This window comes from Neobacillus sp. 204 (assembly GCF_046562815.1).
Classification (GTDB): Bacteria; Bacillota; Bacilli; order Bacillales; family Cytobacillaceae; genus Neobacillus.
In genome coordinates, this window is the sequence record NZ_JBJORY010000018.1 from 1 (window position 1) to 23,793 (window position 23,793).

16 protein-coding genes are annotated in these 23,793 nt (G+C 40.3%); 14 read left to right on the plus strand and 2 right to left on the minus strand.

The features are described 5' to 3' along the window. Positions 1-26: 26 nt before the first annotated feature. Positions 27-1,229, minus strand: a complete 1,203-nt coding sequence (locus ACJ004_RS26020; RefSeq protein WP_410896013.1) for an MFS transporter — start codon at positions 1,227-1,229, stop codon at positions 27-29. Positions 1,230-1,616: 387 nt separating this feature from the next. On the opposite strand from ACJ004_RS26020, the gene ACJ004_RS26025 reads away from it, so the two are divergent. From ACJ004_RS26025 to ACJ004_RS26090, 14 genes are all read left to right on the plus strand, one after another. Continuing rightward, on the plus strand, positions 1,617-2,990 hold the full coding sequence (locus ACJ004_RS26025; RefSeq protein WP_410896066.1) for an alkaline phosphatase: 1,374 nt from the start codon (positions 1,617-1,619) through the stop codon (positions 2,988-2,990). 115 nt (positions 2,991-3,105) lie between these two features. Beyond that, positions 3,106-3,777 (plus strand): hypothetical protein, encoded by a 672-nt coding sequence (locus ACJ004_RS26030; RefSeq protein WP_410896014.1) that lies wholly within the window; start codon positions 3,106-3,108, stop codon positions 3,775-3,777. A gap of 261 nt (positions 3,778-4,038) precedes the next feature. Then, positions 4,039-5,592: a response regulator transcription factor gene (locus tag ACJ004_RS26035; protein ID WP_410896015.1), complete on the plus strand. Its 1,554-nt coding sequence runs from the start codon at positions 4,039-4,041 to the stop codon at positions 5,590-5,592. Positions 5,593-5,605: 13 nt separating this feature from the next. Further along, positions 5,606-7,369, plus strand: coding sequence for a sensor histidine kinase (locus ACJ004_RS26040; RefSeq protein WP_410896016.1), 1,764 nt, complete (start codon positions 5,606-5,608; stop codon positions 7,367-7,369). A gap of 245 nt (positions 7,370-7,614) precedes the next feature. Beyond that, positions 7,615-8,904 carry an ABC transporter substrate-binding protein gene (locus ACJ004_RS26045; protein ID WP_410896017.1) on the plus strand — a complete coding sequence of 430 codons (1,290 nt, stop codon included), beginning with the start codon at positions 7,615-7,617 and terminating at the stop codon, positions 8,902-8,904. A 239-nt stretch (positions 8,905-9,143) separates the two neighbouring features. Next, a complete protein-coding gene (locus tag ACJ004_RS26050; RefSeq protein WP_410896067.1) occupies positions 9,144-9,995 on the plus strand; it encodes a carbohydrate ABC transporter permease in 852 nt (283 codons plus the stop codon). After that, positions 9,988-10,812 carry a carbohydrate ABC transporter permease gene (locus tag ACJ004_RS26055; protein ID WP_410896018.1) on the plus strand — a complete coding sequence of 275 codons (825 nt, stop codon included), beginning with the start codon at positions 9,988-9,990 and terminating at the stop codon, positions 10,810-10,812. Before ACJ004_RS26050 ends, ACJ004_RS26055 begins: the two co-directional genes overlap by 8 nt. Positions 10,813-10,849: 37 nt before the next feature. Beyond that, a complete protein-coding gene (lacZ, locus tag ACJ004_RS26060) occupies positions 10,850-13,882 on the plus strand; it encodes a beta-galactosidase, LacZ type (protein ID WP_410896019.1) in 3,033 nt (1,010 codons plus the stop codon). Between the two features lie 94 nt (positions 13,883-13,976). Then, positions 13,977-16,211, plus strand: coding sequence for an alpha-galactosidase (locus tag ACJ004_RS26065; RefSeq protein ID WP_410896020.1), 2,235 nt, complete (start codon positions 13,977-13,979; stop codon positions 16,209-16,211). Positions 16,212-16,544: 333 nt separating this feature from the next. After that, positions 16,545-17,726, plus strand: a complete 1,182-nt coding sequence (locus tag ACJ004_RS26070; RefSeq protein WP_410896021.1) for a galactokinase — start codon at positions 16,545-16,547, stop codon at positions 17,724-17,726. Further along, the gene (galE, locus tag ACJ004_RS26075; RefSeq protein ID WP_410896022.1) at positions 17,727-18,716 is read left to right on the plus strand and encodes a UDP-glucose 4-epimerase GalE; all 990 of its coding nucleotides are present in this window, start codon (positions 17,727-17,729) and stop codon (positions 18,714-18,716) included. Between the two features lie 11 nt (positions 18,717-18,727). Further along, positions 18,728-20,212, plus strand: coding sequence for a UDP-glucose--hexose-1-phosphate uridylyltransferase (galT, locus tag ACJ004_RS26080; RefSeq protein ID WP_410896023.1), 1,485 nt, complete (start codon positions 18,728-18,730; stop codon positions 20,210-20,212). A gap of 114 nt (positions 20,213-20,326) precedes the next feature. After that, positions 20,327-21,385 (plus strand): aldose epimerase family protein, encoded by a 1,059-nt coding sequence (locus ACJ004_RS26085; RefSeq protein WP_410896024.1) that lies wholly within the window; start codon positions 20,327-20,329, stop codon positions 21,383-21,385. A 3-nt stretch (positions 21,386-21,388) separates the two neighbouring features. Further along, positions 21,389-22,378 carry a LacI family DNA-binding transcriptional regulator gene (locus ACJ004_RS26090; RefSeq protein WP_410896025.1) on the plus strand — a complete coding sequence of 330 codons (990 nt, stop codon included), beginning with the start codon at positions 21,389-21,391 and terminating at the stop codon, positions 22,376-22,378. Between the two features lie 98 nt (positions 22,379-22,476). Here the strand turns inward: ACJ004_RS26090 and ACJ004_RS26095 are convergent, their stop codons facing one another. Beyond that, positions 22,477-23,766: a prolyl oligopeptidase family serine peptidase gene (locus ACJ004_RS26095; protein WP_410896068.1), complete on the minus strand. Its 1,290-nt coding sequence runs from the start codon at positions 23,764-23,766 to the stop codon at positions 22,477-22,479. Between the last annotated feature and the right edge of the window lie 27 nt (positions 23,767-23,793).

Here is a 23,793-nt window from a genome sequence, read left to right on the forward strand (position 1 = left end):
CGATTTGTGGATGGTGCCTTTTAAGGTTAGTTATTTTGTTTGGCTGGCCGGGTTTGAAGGTATTTATGTCTGGTATAAAAGATAGCTGTCATGATGATGGATATACCTCCGAACAATACGCACATGAGCTGAAGGCCGATGAGGTCAAGAAGAAAGCCTGAAATGAGCAGGACGATCTGAAATGTGATCCGGTCAAGCATGTTCCGAAATGAAAAGAAGCGGCCATGAAATTCCTTCGGTACCTTCGTTTGAAAAATGGTGGCAGCTGTTGGGAAAAAACAGCCGACAGAAAATCCAAAAAGCGCAAACGCAACAATGGTCAACACAGGAATGTCAGCCAAATAGAGAAGCAGCTGGGATCCTCCAATCATAAACGAACAGGCAAATAAGATGATGTAGGGTGAAGTTTTGTCACTGATTAATTTAATGAAAAAAGCGCCAAGCATGAAGGAGATTCCCTCTGCTGTGTAAATCCAGCCCTTTATGGCCGAACTATCCTGGAGTTCACTAATGTTAATAACTACTAGGTTAAATCCGCCCAGAAATAGGACCGGGACCAATGTCATGATCAGCGTCATCAAGACTATGGGCAAACTTTTAATAATTGGAAAAACGTCTTTAAAACTAGTTTTTTCAGTAGGGGTATTCTTTGCAAGTTGCAGCTCCCTCGATTCATCGATATCCAAGAACCAAGTAAGGATAAATAGTCCGATATACGCGACCAAAGAACTGACATATAGCATTGATAATGGCAGAATCACCAACAATATCCCTGCCACCGCAGTTCCGATAATGCGAGACAGCGTCGATACGTTCATATGAATACCGTTTAATTGGAGCAAATCCTTTTCAGCCACAATCAGCGGCAGCGACGCTTGAAGGGCTGGAAAATAAAACGCTGCGGAAATCTGCAGCAAGACTAAAAATACGACCATCCACCAGATCGAGCCAGTGGCAATCGCTATTAACATAAAAATGACACTGATAGCCCTTACAAATCCGGCTAACAGCATGACTGTTTTTTTACTTGCCTGATCAGTAAGCCGGCCTGCATAGGGACCAACCGCAATTCCTGCAAGCAATCCTGCAGCCAGAAGAAGTGATTTTAAGAAGTCCGAAGGCAGCTTCGCCTGCATGAATTCTAAATTACCAATAATACCAAGCCACAAACCGAGGCCGGCAATAAATTCCCCTGTTAACAATATCCAAACATTCTTGTTCCTCAACATAAGTTGTACTCCTAATCCTAATCTCGTATCTATACGAAAATATAATTCTATTCAAAATAGTAACAGAAAAAGGTGTCAGGCACCACTAGTGAACTAATGGCATCTTTTGTTTATCTTGAAGATTACTCTTAAGCAAATGTTCCATTTTTGTTAAGAAAATATAAAGAAAAATATGCCATTTTCAGGAGAAGTTTATCCGTAATCATAATTGAAAAACTAGTTTAGTCAAAATTCCATTGCCTATAATACGAAGTTCCTATATTTTGCGTAATGCAATGAATTACATCTTTACATTTGTTTACATTTGCTTAATAAACCCCTTCTATAATGGAAATCGTAATAACATCTGTAATCGAGGGGGAAATCCAATTGTTTAAGAAAAAATTAATGAAAAAGGTGCTTCCAGTTGCTGTCCTTTCAACCATAGCGTTTAGCAATCTTACAGGAGTTAGTACTGCAAACGCACAATCGGAAACAGCAGTTAATAACAATGCGGAAATTAAAAATGTCATTTTTCTAATTGGTGATGGGATGGGTGTTTCTTATTCATCGGCCTATCGTTATTTAAAGGACAATCCTGCTACGAAAAAAGTAGAGCCAACTGAGTTTGATAAATTTCTGGTTGGACAACAAACTACCTATCCGGAGGATGCGAAGCAAAATGTAACAGACTCAGCTTCTGCAGCAACAGCAATGGCTGCTGGGGTTAAAACTTATAATGCTGCCATCGCCGTTGATAACGACAAATCTGAAGTTAAAACAGTGCTTGAAGCTGCAAAAGAGCAAGGGAAATCAACAGGTCTTGTTGCTACGTCTGAAATTACACATGCGACACCAGCATCATTCGGCTCCCATGATGTAAACCGAAATAACATGAATGCTATTGCTGATGATTATTATAATGAAAAGGTTAATGGTCAACACAAAATTGACGTCCTTTTAGGAGGCGGCTCCGATTTATTTATCCGTCAAGACCGTAACCTTACTAATGAATTCAAAAAAGACGGTTACAGCTATGTTTCTACTCTTCAAGAATTGAAAAAGGATAAGAACGATCAGGTACTCGGTTTATTTGCGAAACGCGGCATGCCAAAAATGATTGACCGCACAGAAGAGGTGCCTTCGCTTGCAGATATGACGAACTCTGCCATTGAGCGCTTAGATCAAAATAAAAAGGGTTTCTTTTTAATGGTGGAAGGAAGTCAAATCGACTGGGCTGGCCATGATAATGATATTGTTAGCGCAATGAGTGAAATGGAAGATTTCGAAAAGGCGTTCAAAGCAGCGATTAATTTCGCTAAAAAGGATGGACATACACTGGTTGTAGCGACAGCAGACCATTCGACTGGCGGTTACTCCATAGGTGCCCGCGGCGAGTACAACTGGTTTAGTGCCCCAATCAATGCTGCTAAACGTACGCCAGATTATATGGCAGAGCAAATTGCCAACGGTGCAGATGTGAAAGAAACGTTAAATAAATTTATCAATCTTCCTTTAACAGAGAAAGAGATTCAATCTGTTAAAGATGCCGCTGCTGCAAAGAAAGTGGTGGATATTGATAATGCAATTGAACAAATTATTGATACCCGTTCATTCACAGGATGGACGACGGGCGGACATACGGGTGAAGATGTAAATGTATATGCATTCGGCCCTGCAAGCGAACGCTTCGCTGGACAAATTGATAATACAGACAATGCAAAAATCATCTTTGACATTCTTGAAAAAGGAAGTAGAAAAACAGTCATTGAAGACAAGTAAGATAGGGTTTCAAAATAATGAGGACGAAGGATTTGGCAATGGTAGATCCCGTTGTAATTTAAGCAATGGGATCACTTGCTAAAAAAGGCATTTTTACTTGATGGGAGGAATCGATGTGAAACAGGCCATGATAATTTTATTATTTGTTTTCCTGTTAACTGGCTGCTCATTCGTTTCAATACTACCAACTAATGAAAAAACCGGTTCAAACATGGAGAAAACCTCCACGGAAACCAAAAATATATCGGAAGATGATCACACTGCCTATTATAATAGCCCTCAGGTTACTGATGATTCGACGTTACAAAACCCAGGCCAGTCGGTTACGGATGAAAAAGGAGAGGCTACCTTAAAATCGATAAAACAAATAAATAAGGCATATCATTTTGGGGATATCGAGTACACGATCAAAGAAATAAAATTACTGCACTACCGGCCTGATTACAGTCTCATTGATTATTTCCACCCGTTAACGGAAGAAGAGGAATTTGATTTTATTAAAATAAGTGTGGATATTGAAAATCACGCCAAAGAAAAACGAAATTTTGCCCCAGTCGCCCTGTTTGAAACAAATACGGGAGTAAAACAGGATTGGAAACAGGATATGTATCTTGAACATTTAAATGGGGAAATCGAAGGAAGCCAAATAAAGCGTGGTAGTTTAGGTTTCATCGTCGACCAAGCAAACGATAAACAGATTGAATGGATAAAAATCCTAACCAGCGATGTATTTAATGAAAAACATGAAAGGCTGGAAGAGGCACAAAAAATCCAATTAAATTTTTAATACCGAATGAAAGGGTGTCAGGCACCACTCGTGGACAAATGTCCACGAGCGGTGCCTGACACCCTATGTCCCTTTCTCTTAGCGTATTGGTTATAAATAAAAAGTACGGGGTCCTATTCTTTTGTTTGGATAGGGCCCTATTTGGTTTTCTCAGTTCTGCAACTAATCGAACAATTTAATGAAAAAGTATTCAGAATAGATATAGTATAATTAAAATATTGAAATTATTAATTGTACATGTCATCCTCTGGAGGGATTATTTTGACAGTCGGGGAGTTATGCCGAACACTTATTGTAGATGATGAAATGTTAATCAGACAAGGGATTAAGCACTATATCCATTGGGAACAAGAGGGGTTTATGATTGTGGGTGAGGCTTCGAACGGTCAAGAAGCCCTTGAGTTAATTGAAGCGACCAAACCACATATCATCATCACCGATATCGTGATGCCCATCATGGATGGGGAAGAATTAACAAGAATTGTGAAGGATAAGTATCCTCAAATTGAAATTATTGTTTTGAGTAGTTTTGGAGAATTCGATTATGTACGTTCCACCTTCCAAAGTGGTGTTGTTGATTATATTTTAAAGCCAAAACTTAACGCAGACGTGCTGTTAAAGGCGTTGAAAACTGCAGCAAGCCGCATTCCTTCCTTTCAGAAAATGAATAGATTAAATGGCAATCTCCCAATCGGGCAGATTATCGATAAACTCATTTCAGGTTATGAAGTAAATTATGAACCAGATGTAGTATCTCAAGCTTTTCCAAACAGCCATTATTGTTTAATCGGTGCGGACTTAAGGAACCACCAATCCAAAAATAGCAAAGAATTTCAAACCAATATCAAAGGGAAAATGGAAGCGGCATTTCAGGATAACCTAGGACAAGCAGTCTACGAGTCTTTAATCGATGAAGCAAATATCATTGGGTACTTACTTAATCTAAATAAGAAGGATCTTCCAACAGTCATCTCATTTACCGGCCAACTTGCCCAGTCCATTCAGGGAATCAGTCTTGCGTTGACGGAGGAGTTTACCGACCTTTCTCAACTAGGAAGCATCTACAAAGAGAGTCTCGTAAAATTGCTGGGTTATCGTTTTTATTTTCCCAATCAACCGTTTTTACTGAAAGCGAATCTTCCCCAAGTACCGCCCAAACCTGAAAATTTCAATTTAGATTGGTTTACTGAAGAATTAAAACACAAACATTTTGAGGTGACTTTCCAATATCTACAGAGCTATTGTTTAGCAATGTCAAATTGTTATACAAAAGATGTTTTTGAATACAAAGCTTTTTTAGGCAACATCATTTTTAACATAAGTATCCTTTTAAGTAATATGGAATATGACGTTACAGAATTGGAAAATGCCAAGTATTCGTACTTTAGATCGATTGATGAAGCACGGTCAGCGAGCGAAGCAGTCGAACTTATGAACCGTTTTACAGAAGAGGCAAAAAAATGCATATTCGCTATGAAAAATCAGCCGGAAGGTGTAAATATGAAAAAGCTAATGCAATATATTAGCGAGCACTATGCAGAGCCGCTTACCCTTACAGAGGTGGCCAAGCATTTTCATTTTAATCCATCTTACCTTTCTAGCTATTTTTCCACTCACAATAAAGAGAGCTTTATCGAATATTTGAATAGAATTCGGATAGAAGAAGCCACCAAACTATTAATTCAGGGGACAGAATCAATTTCTGAAATCAGTGGCTTGGTGGGTTATTCTGATCATAGTTATTTCTGTAAAGTATTTAAGAAAATAAAGGGATCATCTCCAAGCCAATACAAAAGAAAGCAAAAACTAAGATAAGAGATGGTAAACTATGAGATTTATTCCTGAACGCTTTAAACACAACGGATTGTTTATCATTATGTTTCTAATTACCGTTCTGATGATTATCACTGTATCCATCACCATCACCTGGACGACCATTCGTATGTCAGAACAGTTCTTTATTAAAAAGTTTAGCATTACAAATTCCAAAGTAATGAATCAGGTAAAGGAAAGCTTTGAGACGTTTAACTACTCAATCGTCCTATCTTCAAACAACCTTCTTCAAAGTGGAACGGTGAAAAGTATCCTTACAAAGGAACAACAATCCAATAAAGAGAGATTTAGTGCTTATTATTATATGGGCCAGCAGATGAAGAGAGTCAAATCTAATTTAGATGCTTACGAGGTAGGGATTCTTGTCATGGGGAAAAACGGCTTCAGTTTCGCGACGGATCGTGCATACTGGCCAATATCGGACGAAGAGTTGAAGACAAGTACCATTATGAGTAATACGTTTAAACAACCAAAGAAACTTATGTATCAATACGATCACCGAAACGATAAGAAGAATAGCAGGTTCATTGTTGCATCCAAGGTGATAATGGAACGAATCAAAGGAACAATCTATGGAGCGATGTTTTTTGCCATAGATGAAAGTGAATTTAGAAAGTTCTTCACAAACTACACAAGTCCTGGGAATAATGTTTTTGTCGTTGACAAGCAGGGGGTCATAGTATCGAGCAACCAGTCTCAACTCATTGGAAAACAAGCAAAAGACCTTCTTCATTACGCTGGTAAAATTGAAGCGAGTTCCGACCACTATATTATTGAAAACTTTATGGGGCAGGATCAGATTATCTCGATGGAATACCTTCCATCATTTGATATGTATCTTTTCAATGTAATTGACAAACAACGAGCAATTGGAGATTTAATTGATAAAAAAGATATTATTCTCATTTCTATGGGGATAGTCTTTGTGGCGCTCATCATTGTGTTCCTTGCTACGAGGAGATTGACCAATTCATTATCAAGGCTGGTAAAGCAAATTGCAAATGCGTCGAAACATGATTTTCACCAGTATGTGTCTGAAACTGGCACATATGAAACCATGAAAATTGGCAATACCTTCAATTCCATGCTCGATGAACTGCATGAGTATGTCGAACAGCTTGTAGAATCTCAAAAGCAACAGCGCAATGCGGAATTGGCTGCACTTCAGCAGCAAATTAATCCACATTTTTTATACAATACACTGACCTCCATAAAATTTATGGTTCAGATGGGTGAAAAAGCAGAGACGGAGGCGACAATTAATGCGTTGATTTCGTTGCTTCAGAATACGATTGGCAATGTCAGCGAGACCAATTCGATTGTGCAGGAAGTCGATAATTTAAAAAATTACGTGCTCATTAATCAAAAACGCTATGGAGATCGGATTAAGGTTAACTATTTCATTGCTCCAGATTGTCTGGATTATCACGTACCCAAACTAATTTTGCAGCCATTTATGGAAAATTCATTCTTCCATGGATTTAATCGCAAAGGTGAAGGTTACATTAATGTTCTCGTCTGGAAAGAGGGGGACAATCTAATTTGTGAAGTAGTTGATAACGGAGACGGAATGGAAGTATCGCCGGAGAGCAAGCTTCCGAGAACGAAGCGCAAACAACAATTGTTCTCGGGGATCGGTGTTCGGAATGTCCATGACCGGATCCAGCTTATTTACGGGGAACCATATGGGGTGACAATATCGAGCGAGTTGGGAGAAGGGACAAAAGTCCGTATCACCCTTCCAATTTCTGTTACCTAAAGGCTGTTTGGTGCCCGCGGAAAGCGAAGTGTTTTCGGGCTACGGGATAAATAGCAAACAGCCTACCTAAAAATAATCATAGAAACCAAAGATAGTACAAATAAATTCAATGGAAGCGTGTTCATGTTATAAAAATATTACAATCTATTAAAAATATCGTCCTAACTGTTACATTCAAGCAAATGATAACATTGTATTTGTAAGGTGGATAACGCTTACAAAATAAGAATGTTGGGGGAATATCAATGAAAAAAATACTAGCACTCTTTTTAGTTAGTATATTGATGCTAACAGCCTGTTCTTCGGGATCCAAAGATAAAGATGCTTCCGAAAACGGCAAAGATACCAATGAAGTAACAGTCTGGGCATGGGACCCGAATTTTAACATTAAAGCAATGAACATTGCTAAAGATGTTTATAAGTCTGAAAATCCAGATGTAAATATTAAAGTAGTTGAAAACGCTCAAGATGATATTATTCAAAAGCTAAATACCAGCTTAAGCTCTGGTACTACAAAAGGCTTGCCAAATATCGTCCTAATTGAAGACTATCGTGCGCAAAGCTTCCTTAAGGCGTATCCAGACATGTTCCATGAATTAACGGGATCCTTTAAAGCAGATGATTTCGCTCAGTATAAAATTGCCCCTACTAGCCTAGATGGCAAGAACTACGGCCTTCCATTCGATACGGGTGTTACGGGACTATACGTTAGAACGGATTATTTAGAAAAAGCTGGCTACAAAGTTGAAGATTTAAAAGACATTGACTGGAACAAATACATTGAAATCGGTAAAAAGGTAAAAGAAGCAACTGGTAAAGAAATGCTTACACAGGATCCAAAGGACCTTGGTCTGATTCGAATGATGATTCAAACGAGTGGTTCATGGTATTTAAAGAACGACGGGGTTACTCCTGATATTGCAGGCAACGCGGCTTTAAAGGAAGCGTTCCAAACATATAAAGCGATTCTTGATGCTGACCTAGTGAAACCTGTCTCTGACTGGGGCCAATTTGTTGCAGGCTTTAACAGCGGTGATGTTGCAACTGTTCCAACAGGTAACTGGATTACACCATCCATTAAAGCCGAAGCATCACAAGCAGGCAAATGGGCAGTTGTTCCAATGCCAAGACAAGGTGGAATTGCAGGCTCCGTGAACGCTTCAAACTTAGGAGGCAGTTCTTGGTACGTGCTTAATGTCCCAGGTAAAGAAAAGGCTGCTGACTTCTTAGGAAAAACCTTTGGTTCTAATGCTGATTTTTATCAAACATTGAATAAGGAAATGGGAGCTATCGGTACTTACAAGCCAGCTGCTGAAGGGGAAGCTTATAAGGCAGCGGATGATTTCTTCGGAGGTCAAAAGGTAGTTTCTGACTTTGCTGCTTGGACAGAAAAAATCCCTCAAGTAAACTATGGTATGCATACGTATGCAATTGAGGATATATTAGCGGTTGGAATGCAGGATTACCTAAAAGGTAAAGACATTGATAAAGTACTAGAAGATGCTCAAAAGCAAGCTGAAGAACAAATTAAATAGATAAAGAAAGTTAGAAAGTAACACATCTTTTATTTAAAAGAAATTATGCCTTAGGAATTCGCCGGCTTCTATTATCCTTTATTGGAGCCATCTGATGTGTCAGGCGATATTCTGAGGCTCTTTTCTTTTCTTGAACTAAAAATGTAAGGAGTTGACTTAAATTGATAACAGCGAAAGAAAATCACCCTCAAGCCCTTCCGAAAACAAATTCAGGCCGAAAGGTTCGTGCGAAAAATAATATCATAGGCTGGTCCTTTGTTATCGTCGCTACCGTAATGATCTTTTTGTTTTACTTCTACCCAATGGTTCAGGCACTTATTTTATCTTTTAAATCAGGTGTGGGTGCGAATCTAACCTTTACAGGCATCGATAATTATACGCGGTTATTTAAGGATCCTACCTTCCTTACAACAGTAAAAAATACCGTGATCTATCTGATTATTCAAGTACCAGTGATGATTTTACTCGCTTTGTTTCTTTCGGTTTTATTAAATAATAAAACGTTGAAGTTCAAGGGATTTTTTCGAACAGCCATCTTCTTGCCATGTGTAACCTCTCTTGTTGCCTATTCCGTTATCTTCAAATATTTGTTTGGTCAAGATGGCATTATTAATATCATGTTAATGAAAGTTTCACTAATTTCAGAACCCATTCAATGGCTTACCGACCCCTTTTGGGCAAAAATAGCGATAATTGTCGCTATCACATGGCGTTGGACCGGCTATAACATGATATTCTATTTATCCGCTCTTCAAAATGTTGATGAATCGATCTATGAAGCGGCAAAAATAGATGGTGCTTCATCCATACAACAATTTTTCAAAATAACAATCCCAATGTTGAAGCCAATTATCCTATTTACATCTATTACCTCAACGATAGGTACGCTTCAGTTATTTGATGAGGTTATGAATATTACCAAGGGTGGACCAGGAAATGCGACCATGACGATTTCTCAGTACATCTATAATTTATCGTTTAAATATACCCCTGACTTTGGCTATGCGGCCACCGTTTCTTATGCCATTGTTATTATGATCGTCATCTTCTCTATCATTCAGTTTAAAGTGGCAGGTGATAAAAATGAATAACCTTAAACGTACATTCAGTTATACAGTCCTTATCATCGCATCCATTGTTTCTATTTTTCCATTTCTGTGGATGATAGTAAGCTCCACAAACAAGTCTGTGGATGTAACGCAAGGAAGGATGCTGCCAGGCACTCATTTTATGCAAAACCTTGACAAGTTACTTGGCCAAGTTGACCTTATACCTGCATTACTAAACTCAGCAAAGATCTCAATTCTCACTACTGTCCTTGCGTTACTTATCGCCTCATTGGCAGGGTATGGATTTGAGATTTATAAAAGTAAGTCGAAGGACTTTGTGTTCAACATTTTACTAGTTTCAATGATGATTCCATTTGCGGCATTAATGGTACCACTATTTAGAATGTTTGCGACCATTTCTCAATCGTTTCCGATCATTGGTATTGATACGATTGCAGCCGTAATCTTGCCGACGGTTACAACAGCCTATCTCATCTTTTTCTTTAGACAAAGTACAAAGATGTTCCCGAAGGAAATTATTGAAGCTGGCAGGATTGATGGTCTAACTGAGTGGGGGGTATTTTTCCGAATCTACGTCCCTACGATGAAGACGACCTATGCAGCGGCTGCGATTATTACCTTCATGGCTAGCTGGAACAGTTATCTCTGGCCGCTTGTTGTGTTGCAGTCACCTGAAAACCAAACCATTCCATTGTTAATTTCTAATCTCGGATCCAGCTACTCACCTGACTTTGGAATGATTATGACAGCAATTGTAATTGCAACTTTACCAGCTGCCCTTATCTTCTTCATTATGCAAAAGCATTTTGTTGCCGGTATGATGGGGTCTGTTAAATAGTGAATTTTTGAAAATGGAAATAGAAGGAGGGTTTGTGATGACAACAGTTCCAAACATAAATTGGCTTACGGATGTGAATGTGTTTGCCGTTAATCGAATGCCTGCACATTCAGATCACTTATATTACGAGACGTTAGAGGAGGCTAAAAGTGATGGTCCCATGCCGCTGCGTCATGAATTAAACGGAAACTGGAAATTTACCTATAGCGTCAATCCGAATAACCGTCCGGAGCGCTTTTACCAACTTGATTTTAACTGTTTGGGCTGGGGAGACATTACAGTACCGGGACATATCCAGCTTCAGGGCTATGGAAAACCACAATATGTGAATACAATGTACCCATGGGACGGACATAACGAGATCCGTCCTCCTGAGATTCCGACTGACCATAATCCAGTGGGCAGCTATGTGAAGATGTTTACGGTGCCGGAAAACATGGAAGACAAACCTGTATATATATCCTTTCAAGGTGTAGAGTCGGCTTTTTATGTGTGGGTAAACGGGGAGTTTGTTGGCTATAGTGAAGACTCGTTTACTCCAGCAGAATTTGAGCTTACCCCTTTTCTGGTTGAAGGTGAAAATAAGTTAGCCGTAGAGGTCTACCAGCGAAGCACAGGCAGTTGGCTGGAGGATCAAGATTTCTGGCGCTTTTCTGGTATTTTTCGTGATGTTTACCTTTACACAGTACCTGAAATTCACGTTTATGATGCTGCTGTTCGCGCGGAATTGGATTCAACTTTTACGAAAGGTACACTTCAAGCCGATCTTAAGCTTTTACCTGCCATCGCTTCTCCTTCAAAAATAGTAGCTGAATTGTATGATGCTGATGGTTGTATTATGGCAACACAAAATGGAGAGTTCTCTGACGGAAAGTGGAAAGTTACCGTGCAGGTTGATAAACCAGCGCTATGGAGTGCAGAAAATCCTTATTTGTATAAGTTTTATATTCAGGTATATGACGAGTTAGGTAAATTGGTAGAGGTGATTCCGCAGAAGGTCGGTTTCAGACGATTTGAACTCGTCGATAAAATTATGAAACTAAACGGTGAACGGATTGTCTTCAAGGGTGTGAATCGCCATGAATTTAATTGCCGGTCAGGCCGTGCAATAACTAAAGAGGATATGCTCTGGGATATTAAAACGCTGAAACAGCACAACATTAACGCTGTCCGGACGTCCCATTACCCGAATCAGAGTTATTGGTACGAGTTGTGCGACGAATATGGTGTCTATGTTATTGATGAAATGAACTTAGAATCACATGGTTCGTGGCAGAAAATGGGCGCGGTTGAGCCGTCTTGGAACATTCCTGGGAATAAGCCGGAGTGGGAAGACATTGTCATGGACAGGGCTGTTTCTATGTTTGAACGTGACAAGAATCACCCCTCTATTTTGATTTGGTCTTGCGGTAACGAATCATACGCAGGTGAAGTCATTCTTAATGTCTCTAAATATTTTAAAAAGGTTGATCCGAGCCGACTTGTTCATTATGAGGGTGTTTTTCATAACCGTGACTATAATGCGACAAGTGATATGGAAAGCCGCATGTATGCGAAGCCTGCTGATATTGAAAAATATTTATCTGAAGACCCAGACAAGCCATACATTAGCTGCGAGTATATGCATGCAATGGGGAATTCACTTGGCGGTATGTACAAATATACGGATTTAGAGCAAAAGTATCCAATGTATCAGGGCGGCTTTATTTGGGATTATATTGATCAATCCATTTATAAGAAGGATCGATATGGAAACGAGTTCCTTGCATACGGAGGAGATTTTGGCGACCGTCCGACTGATTACGGATTCTGTACAAACGGTATTGTATATGCCAACCGTGAGCTTTCACCAAAAATGCAGGAAGTGAAATTCCTATATCAAAACTTCAAGCTCCTACCAGACCCAACAGGTATTACCGTTAAAAATGAAAGCTTGTTCTCGAATCCCGCGGATTATGAGCTGGAATATTCCTTTCTCCTTGAAGGGGAGGAATTGTACAAAAATACCCTTGTAGCAGCTGTTGAACCGCAAAACGAGCAACGTTTTGAATTTACCTTGCCTGAAAACATCGCAGCCAAATCCGGCGAGTATTCTATTCAAACTTCACTAAAGCTGAAGGAAAACACGCTATGGGCAGATGCCGGTTATGAGATTGCATTTGGTCAATATGTCTACCAGGTGGGTTCGAGGGAAACTATGGCCGCAAAGGGAGAACTGCGGATTGCTCATGGGGATGTAAATATTGGCGTTCACGGCAGAGATTTCACGGTCATGTTCTCTAAGCAGGTGGGAAGTCTGGTTTCGTTGAATTATGGAGGAAAAGAAATGATTGCCCTTCCTCCGGCCCCATTATTCTGGAGGGCGACTACTGACAATGATCGTGGTTATTCTCAAAGCTTCCACTCTGGTCTCTGGTATGCGGCTAGCTTAGCCAGGAAATGTGTGGATATCCAAGTGGCAGAAAAGGGAAGTCAAGTTGATCTTGCTTTTACGTATAAATTCTCAATTCATAATGACGTAACCGTTACAACGGTTTACACGGTGTATCCTGATGGAAGTGTCCGTGTGAAATCTAAATATAAAGGGGCGGAAGATCTGCCGCAGTTGCCGATTTTTGCAGTGTCCTTCAAGGTTCCGGCGGTTTATGACCAACTTGAGTGGTATGCAATGGGACCAGAAGAGAATTACAGTGACCGTAACATGGGTGCAAGACTAGGAATCTTTAAAAACCAAGTAGCAGATAATCTATCAGGCTACGTGATGCCGCAGGAGTCAGGTAACCGCACGGGAGTCCGACGCGTGAACCTGACGAACCGAGACGGCCAAGGGATTAGAATTTCTTCCGTTAGTGAACCGTTAGAGTGCAACTTTTCGCCATACACAGCATTCGAGCTTGAAAGTGCCCAGCATGTTTTTGAACTTCCGAGCGTCCATTATACCGTTGTCACCGTGGCAGGCAGACAAATGGGTGTTGGCGGAGACGACAGCTGGGGTGCACCAGTACATGATGAACATCTAATTCATGCAGACAAAGACATGGAATTCGAGTTTAACATCGATAGAATCTAATCTGAAAAGGAACATATACGAGGAAAGAGCCTGAAGTAGCCAGGCTCTTTCCTTATAAGTTTTAAAACAATCTATTTTTGTAGAGGAGAAGGTTATGCTAATTCATGTTAATCAAGAGGACAGACAGTTTCATTTAACAAATGGCCAAATAAGTTATATTTTTCACGTGATGAAAAATGGCCAATTAGGCCATCTTTATTACGGAAAAGCATTGCGGAATCGAGATGATTTTTCCCACTTGCAAGTGTATGATGTTCCAACCGGGGCGACTACACACGTATACGCGGATGATCCTGCCTTTGGCTTGGAAACACTGCGTCAAGAATACCCTGCCTACGGCAATTCTGATTTTCGCGAGCCAGCAATCAGTGTAAGTAAAACGACCGCTAATCATGTTCCCCATTTCACCTATGATTCGTATCAACTGCTAGACGGAAAACCTCGTCTTGAAGGTCTTCCAGCAACCTATACAGAAGAACAACATGAGGCCAGTACACTGCAAATCACCTTAAAAGATGAGTTCCTGCAAGCGGAGTTATTGTTAAATTACACGATTTTTCGTGACAAACCTGCGATAACCAGAAGTGCCTCCTTGAAAAACCTTGGTACAGGAGAATTAGTTATTGATCGATTCATGGGAGCATCGTTAGACCTGCCTGATAAGGATTTTACGATGATTCATTTAGCGGGAACATGGTCAAGGGAGAGACATGTTAAGGAAAGAAAGCTTGAAACAGGGATTCAATCTATTTTCAGTTTGCGGGGAGTGAGTTCTCATCACCATAATCCGTTCTTGGCACTACAGCGACCTGAGGCGACGGAACATACAGGTGAGGTCTATGGCTTTAATTTTATTTATAGCAGTAACTTCCTTATGCAAATAGAAGTCGATCATTATGATATGGCCCGACTGACAGTTGGGATTCATCCGTTTGGTTTCAAGTGGAATCTAAAGCCACAAGCTTCATTTCAAAGCCCGGAAGTCGTGATGGTCTATTCCGATCAAGGTTTAAATGGAATGAGTCAGGCGTTTCATACCCTTTACCGCGAGCATTTAATTCAAGGTCAATGGAAAAAGGCCGTGCGTCCGATTTTGATTAATAACTGGGAAGCGACCTACTTTGATTTCAATGAGGAAAAACTCGTGGAAATTGCGAAATCAGCAAGTCAATTAGGAATCGAACTGCTTGTCCTTGATGATGGCTGGTTTGGAAAACGGAATGATGACACTTCCTCACTTGGTGATTGGCATGTCGACTTAAATAAGCTTCCCAATGGGTTGGAAAGCTTAGCCATGAAAATAACTGAGACTGGAATGAAATTTGGGCTTTGGTTTGAACCAGAGATGATTAGTCCGAATAGTGAGTTATTTAGGGAGCACCCAGATTGGGCGGTAGGTATACCTGGGCAGCACTACACCTTGGGACGTAATCAACTGGTTCTTGACTTTTCAAGACCAGAAATTGTCGATTATCTGTATGAAAAAATGTCCGCTATTATTAAACAGACAAATCTTGCGTACATTAAATGGGATATGAACCGGAACATTACTGAAGCATTCTCGCAAAAACTAGCCGTTCACGAGCAAGGTGAGTTCTTCCATCGGTATATTTTAGGAGTCTATGCTCTTTACGACCGGTTAACAAGTGAGTTCCCGAATGTGTTATTTGAATCTTGTGCAGGCGGCGGTGGACGGTTCGATCCAGGGATGATGTATTATGCGCCGCAAGCATGGACAAGTGATGATACAGACGCGATTGAGAGGTTAAAGATTCAATACGGCACATCCTTTGCATATCCTGTTTATAGCATGGGTTCTCATGTATCGGCTGTTCCGAACCATCAAACATTAAGGACGACGCCATTACAAACGAGGGCGAATACGGCTTATTTTGGGACATTTGGCTATGAATTAGATCCAGTAAAATTAACTGAAGAAGAGCGCATTGAAATTAAAGAGCAGGTAGCTTTTTATAAACAGCATCGTGAGTTAATACGCGATGGTCACTTTTATCGCCTGTTGAGTCCGTTTTCGAAAAATGAAACGGCGTGGATGGTCGTGAGTCAAGACCAATCGGAAGCCTTGATTGGCTGGTATAAGGTTTTGGCGACACCGAATCCAAAAAAGCAGCAGACCCTTCGTCTTAGTGGAATAACTGCATCGAACATGTATAAAGTGGCTGGCAGCGAGCGGACTTATTATGGTGATGAACTCATGAACGTGGGACTGCCGCTCCCAACGGAGTTTAATGGTGTTAATGGCGGGAGTGCTGAGCGTGGCGGGGATTTCCAATCACAAGTATTTTACTTGCAGCAGATCGAGGGATAATGAATTCTATTAGCCATTGAAGAAGTCCAGACGAAAAAAGGTATAGTACCTCACCTTATTAGGTGGGGAGTATACCTTTTTTTATTGGGCAGTATTCTAAAGGTATATTGTACTGAAGTAGAATGAAAAACATTGTAGAAGTGTATTCGGGCTGCGGGTTAAATGACAACACAACAGCTTTTATTAACACGTGATAGCGCATGATATTTCATGCGCTATTTTTTATAAATTATTTAGGTAAAATTTTAGTAAAAATATTGAAAGTTTTTACTAGAGAGAGTAAAATTTAAAGTAGTTAACTTACAAGACACATGACTTCTGGAGGAATTTGAAATGAACGTTATTACACTTAATAAAGTATTTTTAGATCTGTTTCAGGTTTTACCGAAGCAAGCCTTTTTTGCTCCTGGAAGGATTAATTTAATTGGCGAACATACCGATTATAATGGCGGCCATGTTTTTCCATGTGCGATTACTTATGGTACCTATGCAGTAGCAAGGAAGCGGGAAGACAAAGTCGTTCGCTTGTACTCAACCAACTTCCCTGAAAAAGGAATCCTCGAATTTAACTTCAACGAGCTTGATTATAAGAAAGAACACAATTGGGCTAACTATCCAAAAGGAATGATTCGATACATCATCGAGGCAGGCTATGAGATTTCCTCTGGATTTGATTGTGTCATTCAAGGCAATATTCCGAATGGAGCAGGTCTTTCTTCATCAGCTTCGATTGAGCTGTTAACTGGAGTGCTTGTAAATGGCCTATTTCAATTAGAAATTCCCCGACTTGATCTCATCAAGCTTGGCAAGAAAGTGGAGAATGAATTTATTGGCGTAAACAGCGGCATCATGGACCAGTTTGCGATTGGTATGGGAATGAAAGATGCGGGAATCTTGCTAGATTGCCAGACTCTTAAATATGAGTATGCGCCTATTCATCTGGAAGATTACAAAATATTAATCATGAATACGAACAAACGCAGGGAATTAGCTGATTCGAAATACAACGAAAGAAGAGGAGAATGTGAAGAGGCATTGGCACAGCTTCAACAGAAGCTGCCGATCGAGGCTCTTGGTCAGTTATCTGAAGCGGAGTTCGATGAAAATCAATACCTTATTACCAATGAAACGGTTCGCAAACGAGCAAAGCATGCTGTCTATGAAAACATGAGAACCATTAAAGCATTAGAAGAGCTAAAGTTAGGAAATCTAGAAGTGTTTGGACAACTAATCAATCAATCACACGTTTCCTTACGGGATGATTATGAAGTGACTGGCGTGGAGCTTGATAGTTTAGTAGAAGCTGCATGGAAACAGCCGGGAGTTCTTGGTGCGCGAATGACTGGTGCAGGTTTCGGCGGATGTGCGATCGCAATTGTTGCAAATGGAGAGGTTGAGAACTTTATTGAGAATGTTGGCGCAGCTTACCTAGAGAAAATTGGCTATGAAGCAGAATTTTATGTAGCGAGTATTGGTGACGGTGCAAAAGAAATTCAAATGGAGGAAGCGATATAAATGAGTATCCTTGTATTAGGCGGCGCGGGGTATGTTGGCTCACACGCTGTTTATCAGTTAATTGATCAGGGGTTTTCGGTCGTTGTCATTGATAACTTGCAAACAGGCCACGCAGATGCCGTTCATCCACAGGCTAATTTTTATCAAGGGGATATCCGCAGCCGTGAGTTTATCCGTTCTGTTTTTGAAAAAGAAAACATCGAAGCTATTTTGCACTTTGCTGCCAATTCCCTTGTCGGGGAATCAATGGTTGAGCCATTAAAATACTTTGATAACAATGTATACGGAACTCAAATAGTTCTTGAAACGATGAAAGAATTTGGCGTCCAGCACATCGTCTTTTCTTCCACAGCAGCTGTTTATGGGGAGCAAATGGTAGTTCCAATTACCGAGGATGCAGCAACGATCCCTACGAATTCGTATGGTGAAACCAAGCTGGCAATGGAGAAAATGATGGCCTGGTGTGAAAAAGCGTTTGATCTTAACTATGTTTCCCTTCGATATTTTAATGTTGCTTCAGCAAGAAGTGACGGAAAAATCGGAGAAGACCATAATCCGGAAACACACCTGATCCCAGTTGTCCTCGAAGCGGCATTAGGAAAAAGACCGGCAGTGACGATATTTGGGGAAGATTATGATACCGCTGATGGTACCTGTGTCCGCGATTATATTCATGTCGAAGATTTAATTGATGCTCATCTCTTAGCCTTACGTTATTTGCAAAATGGCGGGGAGAGTAATATTTTCAATCTAGGCTCAAGTCAAGGTTTCTCGGTAAAAGAAATTGTTGAGACAGCGAAAGAAGTGACAGGGATTGATATCCCGGTAAAAATCGGTGAACGTCGTTCGGGAGACCCGAGTACATTAATTGCTTCTTCGGAAAAAGCTAAAAAGGTATTGGGATGGAATCCAACAAGAACATCGATTCATCAAATTATTAGCAATGCTTGGAACTGGCATCAGCGTCACCCTAATGGATATCAGAAATAGAGGGGATCATAATGATTTATCAACTAATACAACAATTAATCAATCAAGCTATTACCACTCAATTAATCGAGCGGGATGATGAAATCTATGCGCGTAATCAAATTCTGTCCTTGCTCAATCTAACCGAGTTTAAGGAAGTAGATCTAGCTGAGATCAGTCAGTTTGATATCCCTGATTTACTCGATTTAATCGTGGACTATGCCTGCAATCAAGGGGTAATTGAAGAATTATTTGATGAAAAAGAGATTTTTTCAAGTAAAATTATGAACTGTTTTATCGCGCGGCCATCGACGGTCAATCAGCTTTTTTATGAAAAATATCAACAGGATCGAACAGCAGCAACTGAGTATTTTTATGAGTTAAGTAAAAATAGCAATTACATTCAAATGAAGCGCATTCGTAAGAATATCGAGTATAAAACCGCCACAGAATATGGTGAACTTGACATTACAATTAATCTATCAAAACCTGAAAAGGATCCCAGAAGTATTGCGCTCGAGCGGTCGGTCCAGAAAACGGATTATCCGACATGCTTGCTATGTATTGAAAATGAAGGATATGCAGGTAGAATCGGCCACCCAGCCCGCTCCAATCACCGAATGATTCGAGTCAATCTATTAGATCAGCCATGGTACCTCCAGTATTCACCATATGTGTATTACAATGAGCATTGTATTGTTCTATCAGAAAAACATACCGATATGGCCGTTAGTGCCACGTCATTTTTACGGCTGTTAAGCTTTGTCGAGAAATTCCCACATTATTTTGTGGGCTCGAATGCGGATCTGCCGATTGTGGGCGGCTCGATTTTATCCCATGATCATTACCAAGGCGGGAATTATCAATTTGCGATGGCGAAGGCTGGGGATGACTGGACCTTTAAAATGGCAGGTTATCCAAATGTAGAGTGTTCCGTTGTTAAATGGCCCATGTCCGTTATTCGCCTTCGCTCTCATCAAGTGAGTGCGCTCGTAGAAGCTGGTTCACACATTTTTGAGCAATGGAAAAATTACAGTGATGAGACGCTTGATATTTTGGCGAAAACCGGAGAGACACCACATAATACAGTTACGCCAATTGCCCGGAAAAATGTGGATGTATTTGAACTTGACTTAGTCCTCCGTAACAACCGAACAAGCGATGAACATCCGCTGGGCATTTTTCATCCTCACGCTGACGTTCATCATATCAAGAAGGAAAATATCGGTCTTATTGAAGTAATGGGGCTGGCGGTTTTACCAGCACGGCTAAAAGAGGAACTGGTGGAAGTGGAAAAGTACATCCGCGGGTTACCATCAGATGTGGCGGACTATCATTTAGACTGGGCGGAATCACTAAAAGCCCGCTATCAAGAGGTTGCCAATGAAGTGAATGTGGAAGGCCTGGTAAGAGAAGAAGTAGGAAAGAAATTTTTAAGGGTTTTGGAAGATGCTGGTGTGTTTAAGCGGAATGAAGCAGGAGCAGCAGGGTTCCAGCGTTTTATCAATGCTTTATAAAAAATCGCAATGTAAAGCTTATTGTTGACTTTGGCCCTAGGTTGATTGGAGCGCCTTTCGCTTCAATCAACCGCAAGTTTAGCTACTTTCTGAAAAATATGGAGTGATAAATCGATGAAAATATTAGATAGAATATTCGGCAGTTACGAAGGTGAGACCGTTACTGAGTATACCCTAGTTAATGATTACGGTATGATGGTCTCTTGTCTGAATTATGGTTGTGTCATTACAAAAATCGTTGTCCCTGACCGCCAAGGAAACTTTGAAAATGTTGTACTTGGATTTGATACCTTCGAAGAATATACAGAATGGTCACCGTATTTCGGAACAGTTTGTGGACGTGTAGCCGGAAGAATAAAAGGTGCGAGCTTTGAGTTGGATGGACAAGAATACCATCTTGCAGACAATGATTATCCTAATCATCTCCATGGAGGCAAGAAGGGTTTTGATTCTGTTATTTGGAAAACCGAAATCATTGAAGATGAAAATGCTATCGGTTTGAAGTTTTACTATCATAGTCCAGACGGAGAAGAAGGCTATCCTGGTAATTTAGACACCACTGTTACGTACATTCTAAATAATAAAAATGAACTCGAAATTAGTTATGAAAGTAATACGGATCAAAAAACGTTAGTCAACTTAACGAATCACTCGTATTTTAACTTAAGTGGGAATATTAAACGAGATTGTTCAGAACACATTCTTAAATTAGAAAGTGATCGATTTTTAGAGTTGAACGATGCTCTCATCCCTACGGGTAGGTTGTTGGATTCTAAAAATACCCCATTTGATTTTAAACATGGCAGAAGGTTGAGTTCGGGGCTAAATTCGTCATATCCTCAAAATGTACTTGTAGGTAATGGCTACGACCACCCGCTTGTATTTACAAAAGAGGGGGAAAATACAATTATCCTAAGTGATGAAGAAAGTGGACGCTCGCTCTTTGTCACGACCGATCAGCCGTGTGTCGTCCTTTATACGGGGAATCAATTAGCAGGTCCTTTTTCTATTTCAGGGGTCAGGGCTGAGAATTATTTAGGTGTTTGTCTGGAAACGCAAGGATTTCCTGATGCGATCCACCATCCAGAGTTCCCCTCTGTCATTTTAAATCCAAAGGAAGTATACTATTCCAAAACAGTGTATCGTTTTTTTGCTAATACATTAGGAGACTGATTCATGGCTACCATCAAAGATATTGCACAAATCGCCGGGGTATCAATTGCTACTGTATCCCGTGTTTTAAATTATGATACAACCCTTTCTGTCAGTGATGAAACCAAAAAAAGAATTTTCGAAGTGGCAGAGGAACTATCATATAAAAAGAAGCCAGCCCGCAAACAGGAGTCGGGTAAGATTGCCCTTTTGCAGTGGTATACCGAAAAAGAAGAACTGGAAGATTTATATTACATGTCGATTCGGCTGGGTGTTGAAAACCAATGCCGGCACCATGGGATTCAGGTTGATAAGTACTTTCAAGACAACTATGGGGATTTGAAGGAAAACGAAATACAAGGGCTTATTGCCATTGGGAAATTTAGCAAGAAGCAAGTGAGTGAGTTGCTTAAAATTACCAAAAATATTGTCTTTGTGGACACCTCGCCAGATGAAGATCGGTTTGACTCAATCGTTATTGACTTTGAAAGAGCCACCAAAAAAGTCCTTGATCATTTTATCAAAAAGGGTCATGAGAAAATTGGTTATATTGGTGGCAGAGAAGTGTTTAAAGATAAAACGTCCATTATAGAAGACCCGAGGGAATTGACCTTCAAGCGCTATTTAACAGAAAAAGGGGTGTCCCATGAAGACTGTATGTATGTGGGCACTTTCTCAGCTGATGATGGGCATGCCTTGATGAAAAAAGCGATCCAAGAACTGGGCAATCAATTGCCTACGGCCTTTTTTGCCGCTAATGATTCACTGGCAGTTGGCGCATTAAGGGCCCTGTTAGAGGAAGGAATTTCTGTTCCAGATCGTGTTAATATCATCGGTGTCAACGATATCAGCATCTCCAAATATGTCTTTCCATCTTTAAGCACGGTTAAGGTATATACCGAAATCATGGGGGAAACGGCCGTCGACACCCTTTTGGAGAGAATGGCTGGTAGAAAAACAGCCAAAAAAATATTCATCGCCACAGAACTAATCATTCGTAACAGCAGCTTTTAACATAAGAAAAAATTACAACAGGCCGATTTGTCCACCTGAGGTGGACAAATCGGCCTGTTGTCTTTTTGTGGTGCCTGACACCATTTATTTGTCACCGTTTACTTAGTGTTTGGGTTGGTTTGTGCTGCCAGCCATTCCATGATGGTGGATGTTTTTCCGTTGATCATGTCTGTTGGCGCATTATTGTATACATAAATCCAAGACCAGTGTCCGTTGTATTCATATGGAGTACCATCTGCTTTGGTATATAAACCGGATGTATCGACTACCTTATCAAATAATGATAAATGGACATTATCTGCTCCAGCTTCGACTAAGCGTTTATACGTAGGTTCAACATATTGAGTTGTGATAACTACTGGATCGGCTTTAGCGGCAATAAACCACATTGGGAGATCCTTCATTTTTTGAATTTGTCCATCTGTAATTATGTTATCCCTTAAGGCTTCACATGTTGGGAACGCTGCGGCAAAGTAATTTGTATAATCCCTCGCCATCAGCATGGTCATATATCCGCCGTTAGAGTCACCGCCAATGTAAATTCTGCTGGTATCAACGTCTTTGTGATTAGCTACATAATCCTTAATTAAAGACATTAAAGCATTCTCATATTTGGAGGTTCCATCTCCAAATCCGTTTAAACCGTCCATCCAAAAAGTCGGAGTTTGAGGGGCCAGAACGTAGGCACCGTCAAAGTAGGATTGAATATCCTTTGAAGCAAAGTTTGCTGCTTTATTGGCTGAGATTGGAATGGTTGGATCTGTGCCGCCTTCACCGGCTCCGTGCAGCCAGATAATTAATGGGTTTTTATGATTGTCTTTTGCTGGGGAATAGTCCGCATATGTTAAATTAACATTGTCATAGATTCCCTTTCCCGTTGAAAAATCATCTACTAGTTCTCTTGCTTCCCCTGCGAATTGGTCGACAACTAATCCTGAAATCGTTCCTGCACTTGTTTCAATATCTTTTTGCTGTGTGATGGTATATTTCATATCAATCCAATCATTAAAACCAGTAGTAGCCCAATCATAGTTAAGAGGTGAACCTAGGGATACATCAGGGCCAATTTTCATTTCTAAGACGACATATTTACCTGTTTGGACAGCATGATTACCGTCTTTATCTGATACGTATGCCTTAGTAATTGTGCGGTCGCCTTCCTCTAGAAACGGTGTTTTTAACCGTTTATCGATTCTGGCCACATGTACTTTGAAGGTATCTGTTGTAACAGAGTCCTTTGGTATTGGTTTTCCAACGTTGACAATTATTTTCGTGGTAACTGCTCCCCAATCTTCAATCTCTGTCACGGTTTGATAGGATGTCGGTTGTGTATTGATTTCCTTAGCGAAAACGTTTGTATTGAGAGATAAGGTCATAGCTGCAGCCATTGTGGCCAATATAGCCCTTTTTTTCAT

Coding starts and splice junctions, on each gene's coding strand:
- ACJ004_RS26025 (WP_410896066.1), top strand. CDS start 1,617: ATGAAAAAGGTGCTTCCAGTTGCTGTCCTTTCAACCATAGCGTTTAGC.
- ACJ004_RS26095 (WP_410896068.1), bottom strand. CDS start 23,766: ATGGCTGCAGCTATGACCTTATCTCTCAATACAAACGTTTTCGCTAAG.
- ACJ004_RS26040 (WP_410896016.1), top strand. CDS start 5,606: ATGAGATTTATTCCTGAACGCTTTAAACACAACGGATTGTTTATCATT.
- ACJ004_RS26055 (WP_410896018.1), top strand. CDS start 9,988: ATGAATAACCTTAAACGTACATTCAGTTATACAGTCCTTATCATCGCA.
- ACJ004_RS26020 (WP_410896013.1), bottom strand. CDS start 1,229: ATGTTGAGGAACAAGAATGTTTGGATATTGTTAACAGGGGAATTTATT.
- ACJ004_RS26085 (WP_410896024.1), top strand. CDS start 20,327: ATGAAAATATTAGATAGAATATTCGGCAGTTACGAAGGTGAGACCGTT.
- galT (WP_410896023.1), top strand. CDS start 18,728: ATGATTTATCAACTAATACAACAATTAATCAATCAAGCTATTACCACT.
- ACJ004_RS26090 (WP_410896025.1), top strand. CDS start 21,389: ATGGCTACCATCAAAGATATTGCACAAATCGCCGGGGTATCAATTGCT.
- lacZ (WP_410896019.1), top strand. CDS start 10,850: ATGACAACAGTTCCAAACATAAATTGGCTTACGGATGTGAATGTGTTT.
- ACJ004_RS26065 (WP_410896020.1), top strand. CDS start 13,977: ATGCTAATTCATGTTAATCAAGAGGACAGACAGTTTCATTTAACAAAT.
- ACJ004_RS26070 (WP_410896021.1), top strand. CDS start 16,545: ATGAACGTTATTACACTTAATAAAGTATTTTTAGATCTGTTTCAGGTT.
- ACJ004_RS26045 (WP_410896017.1), top strand. CDS start 7,615: ATGAAAAAAATACTAGCACTCTTTTTAGTTAGTATATTGATGCTAACA.
- galE (WP_410896022.1), top strand. CDS start 17,727: ATGAGTATCCTTGTATTAGGCGGCGCGGGGTATGTTGGCTCACACGCT.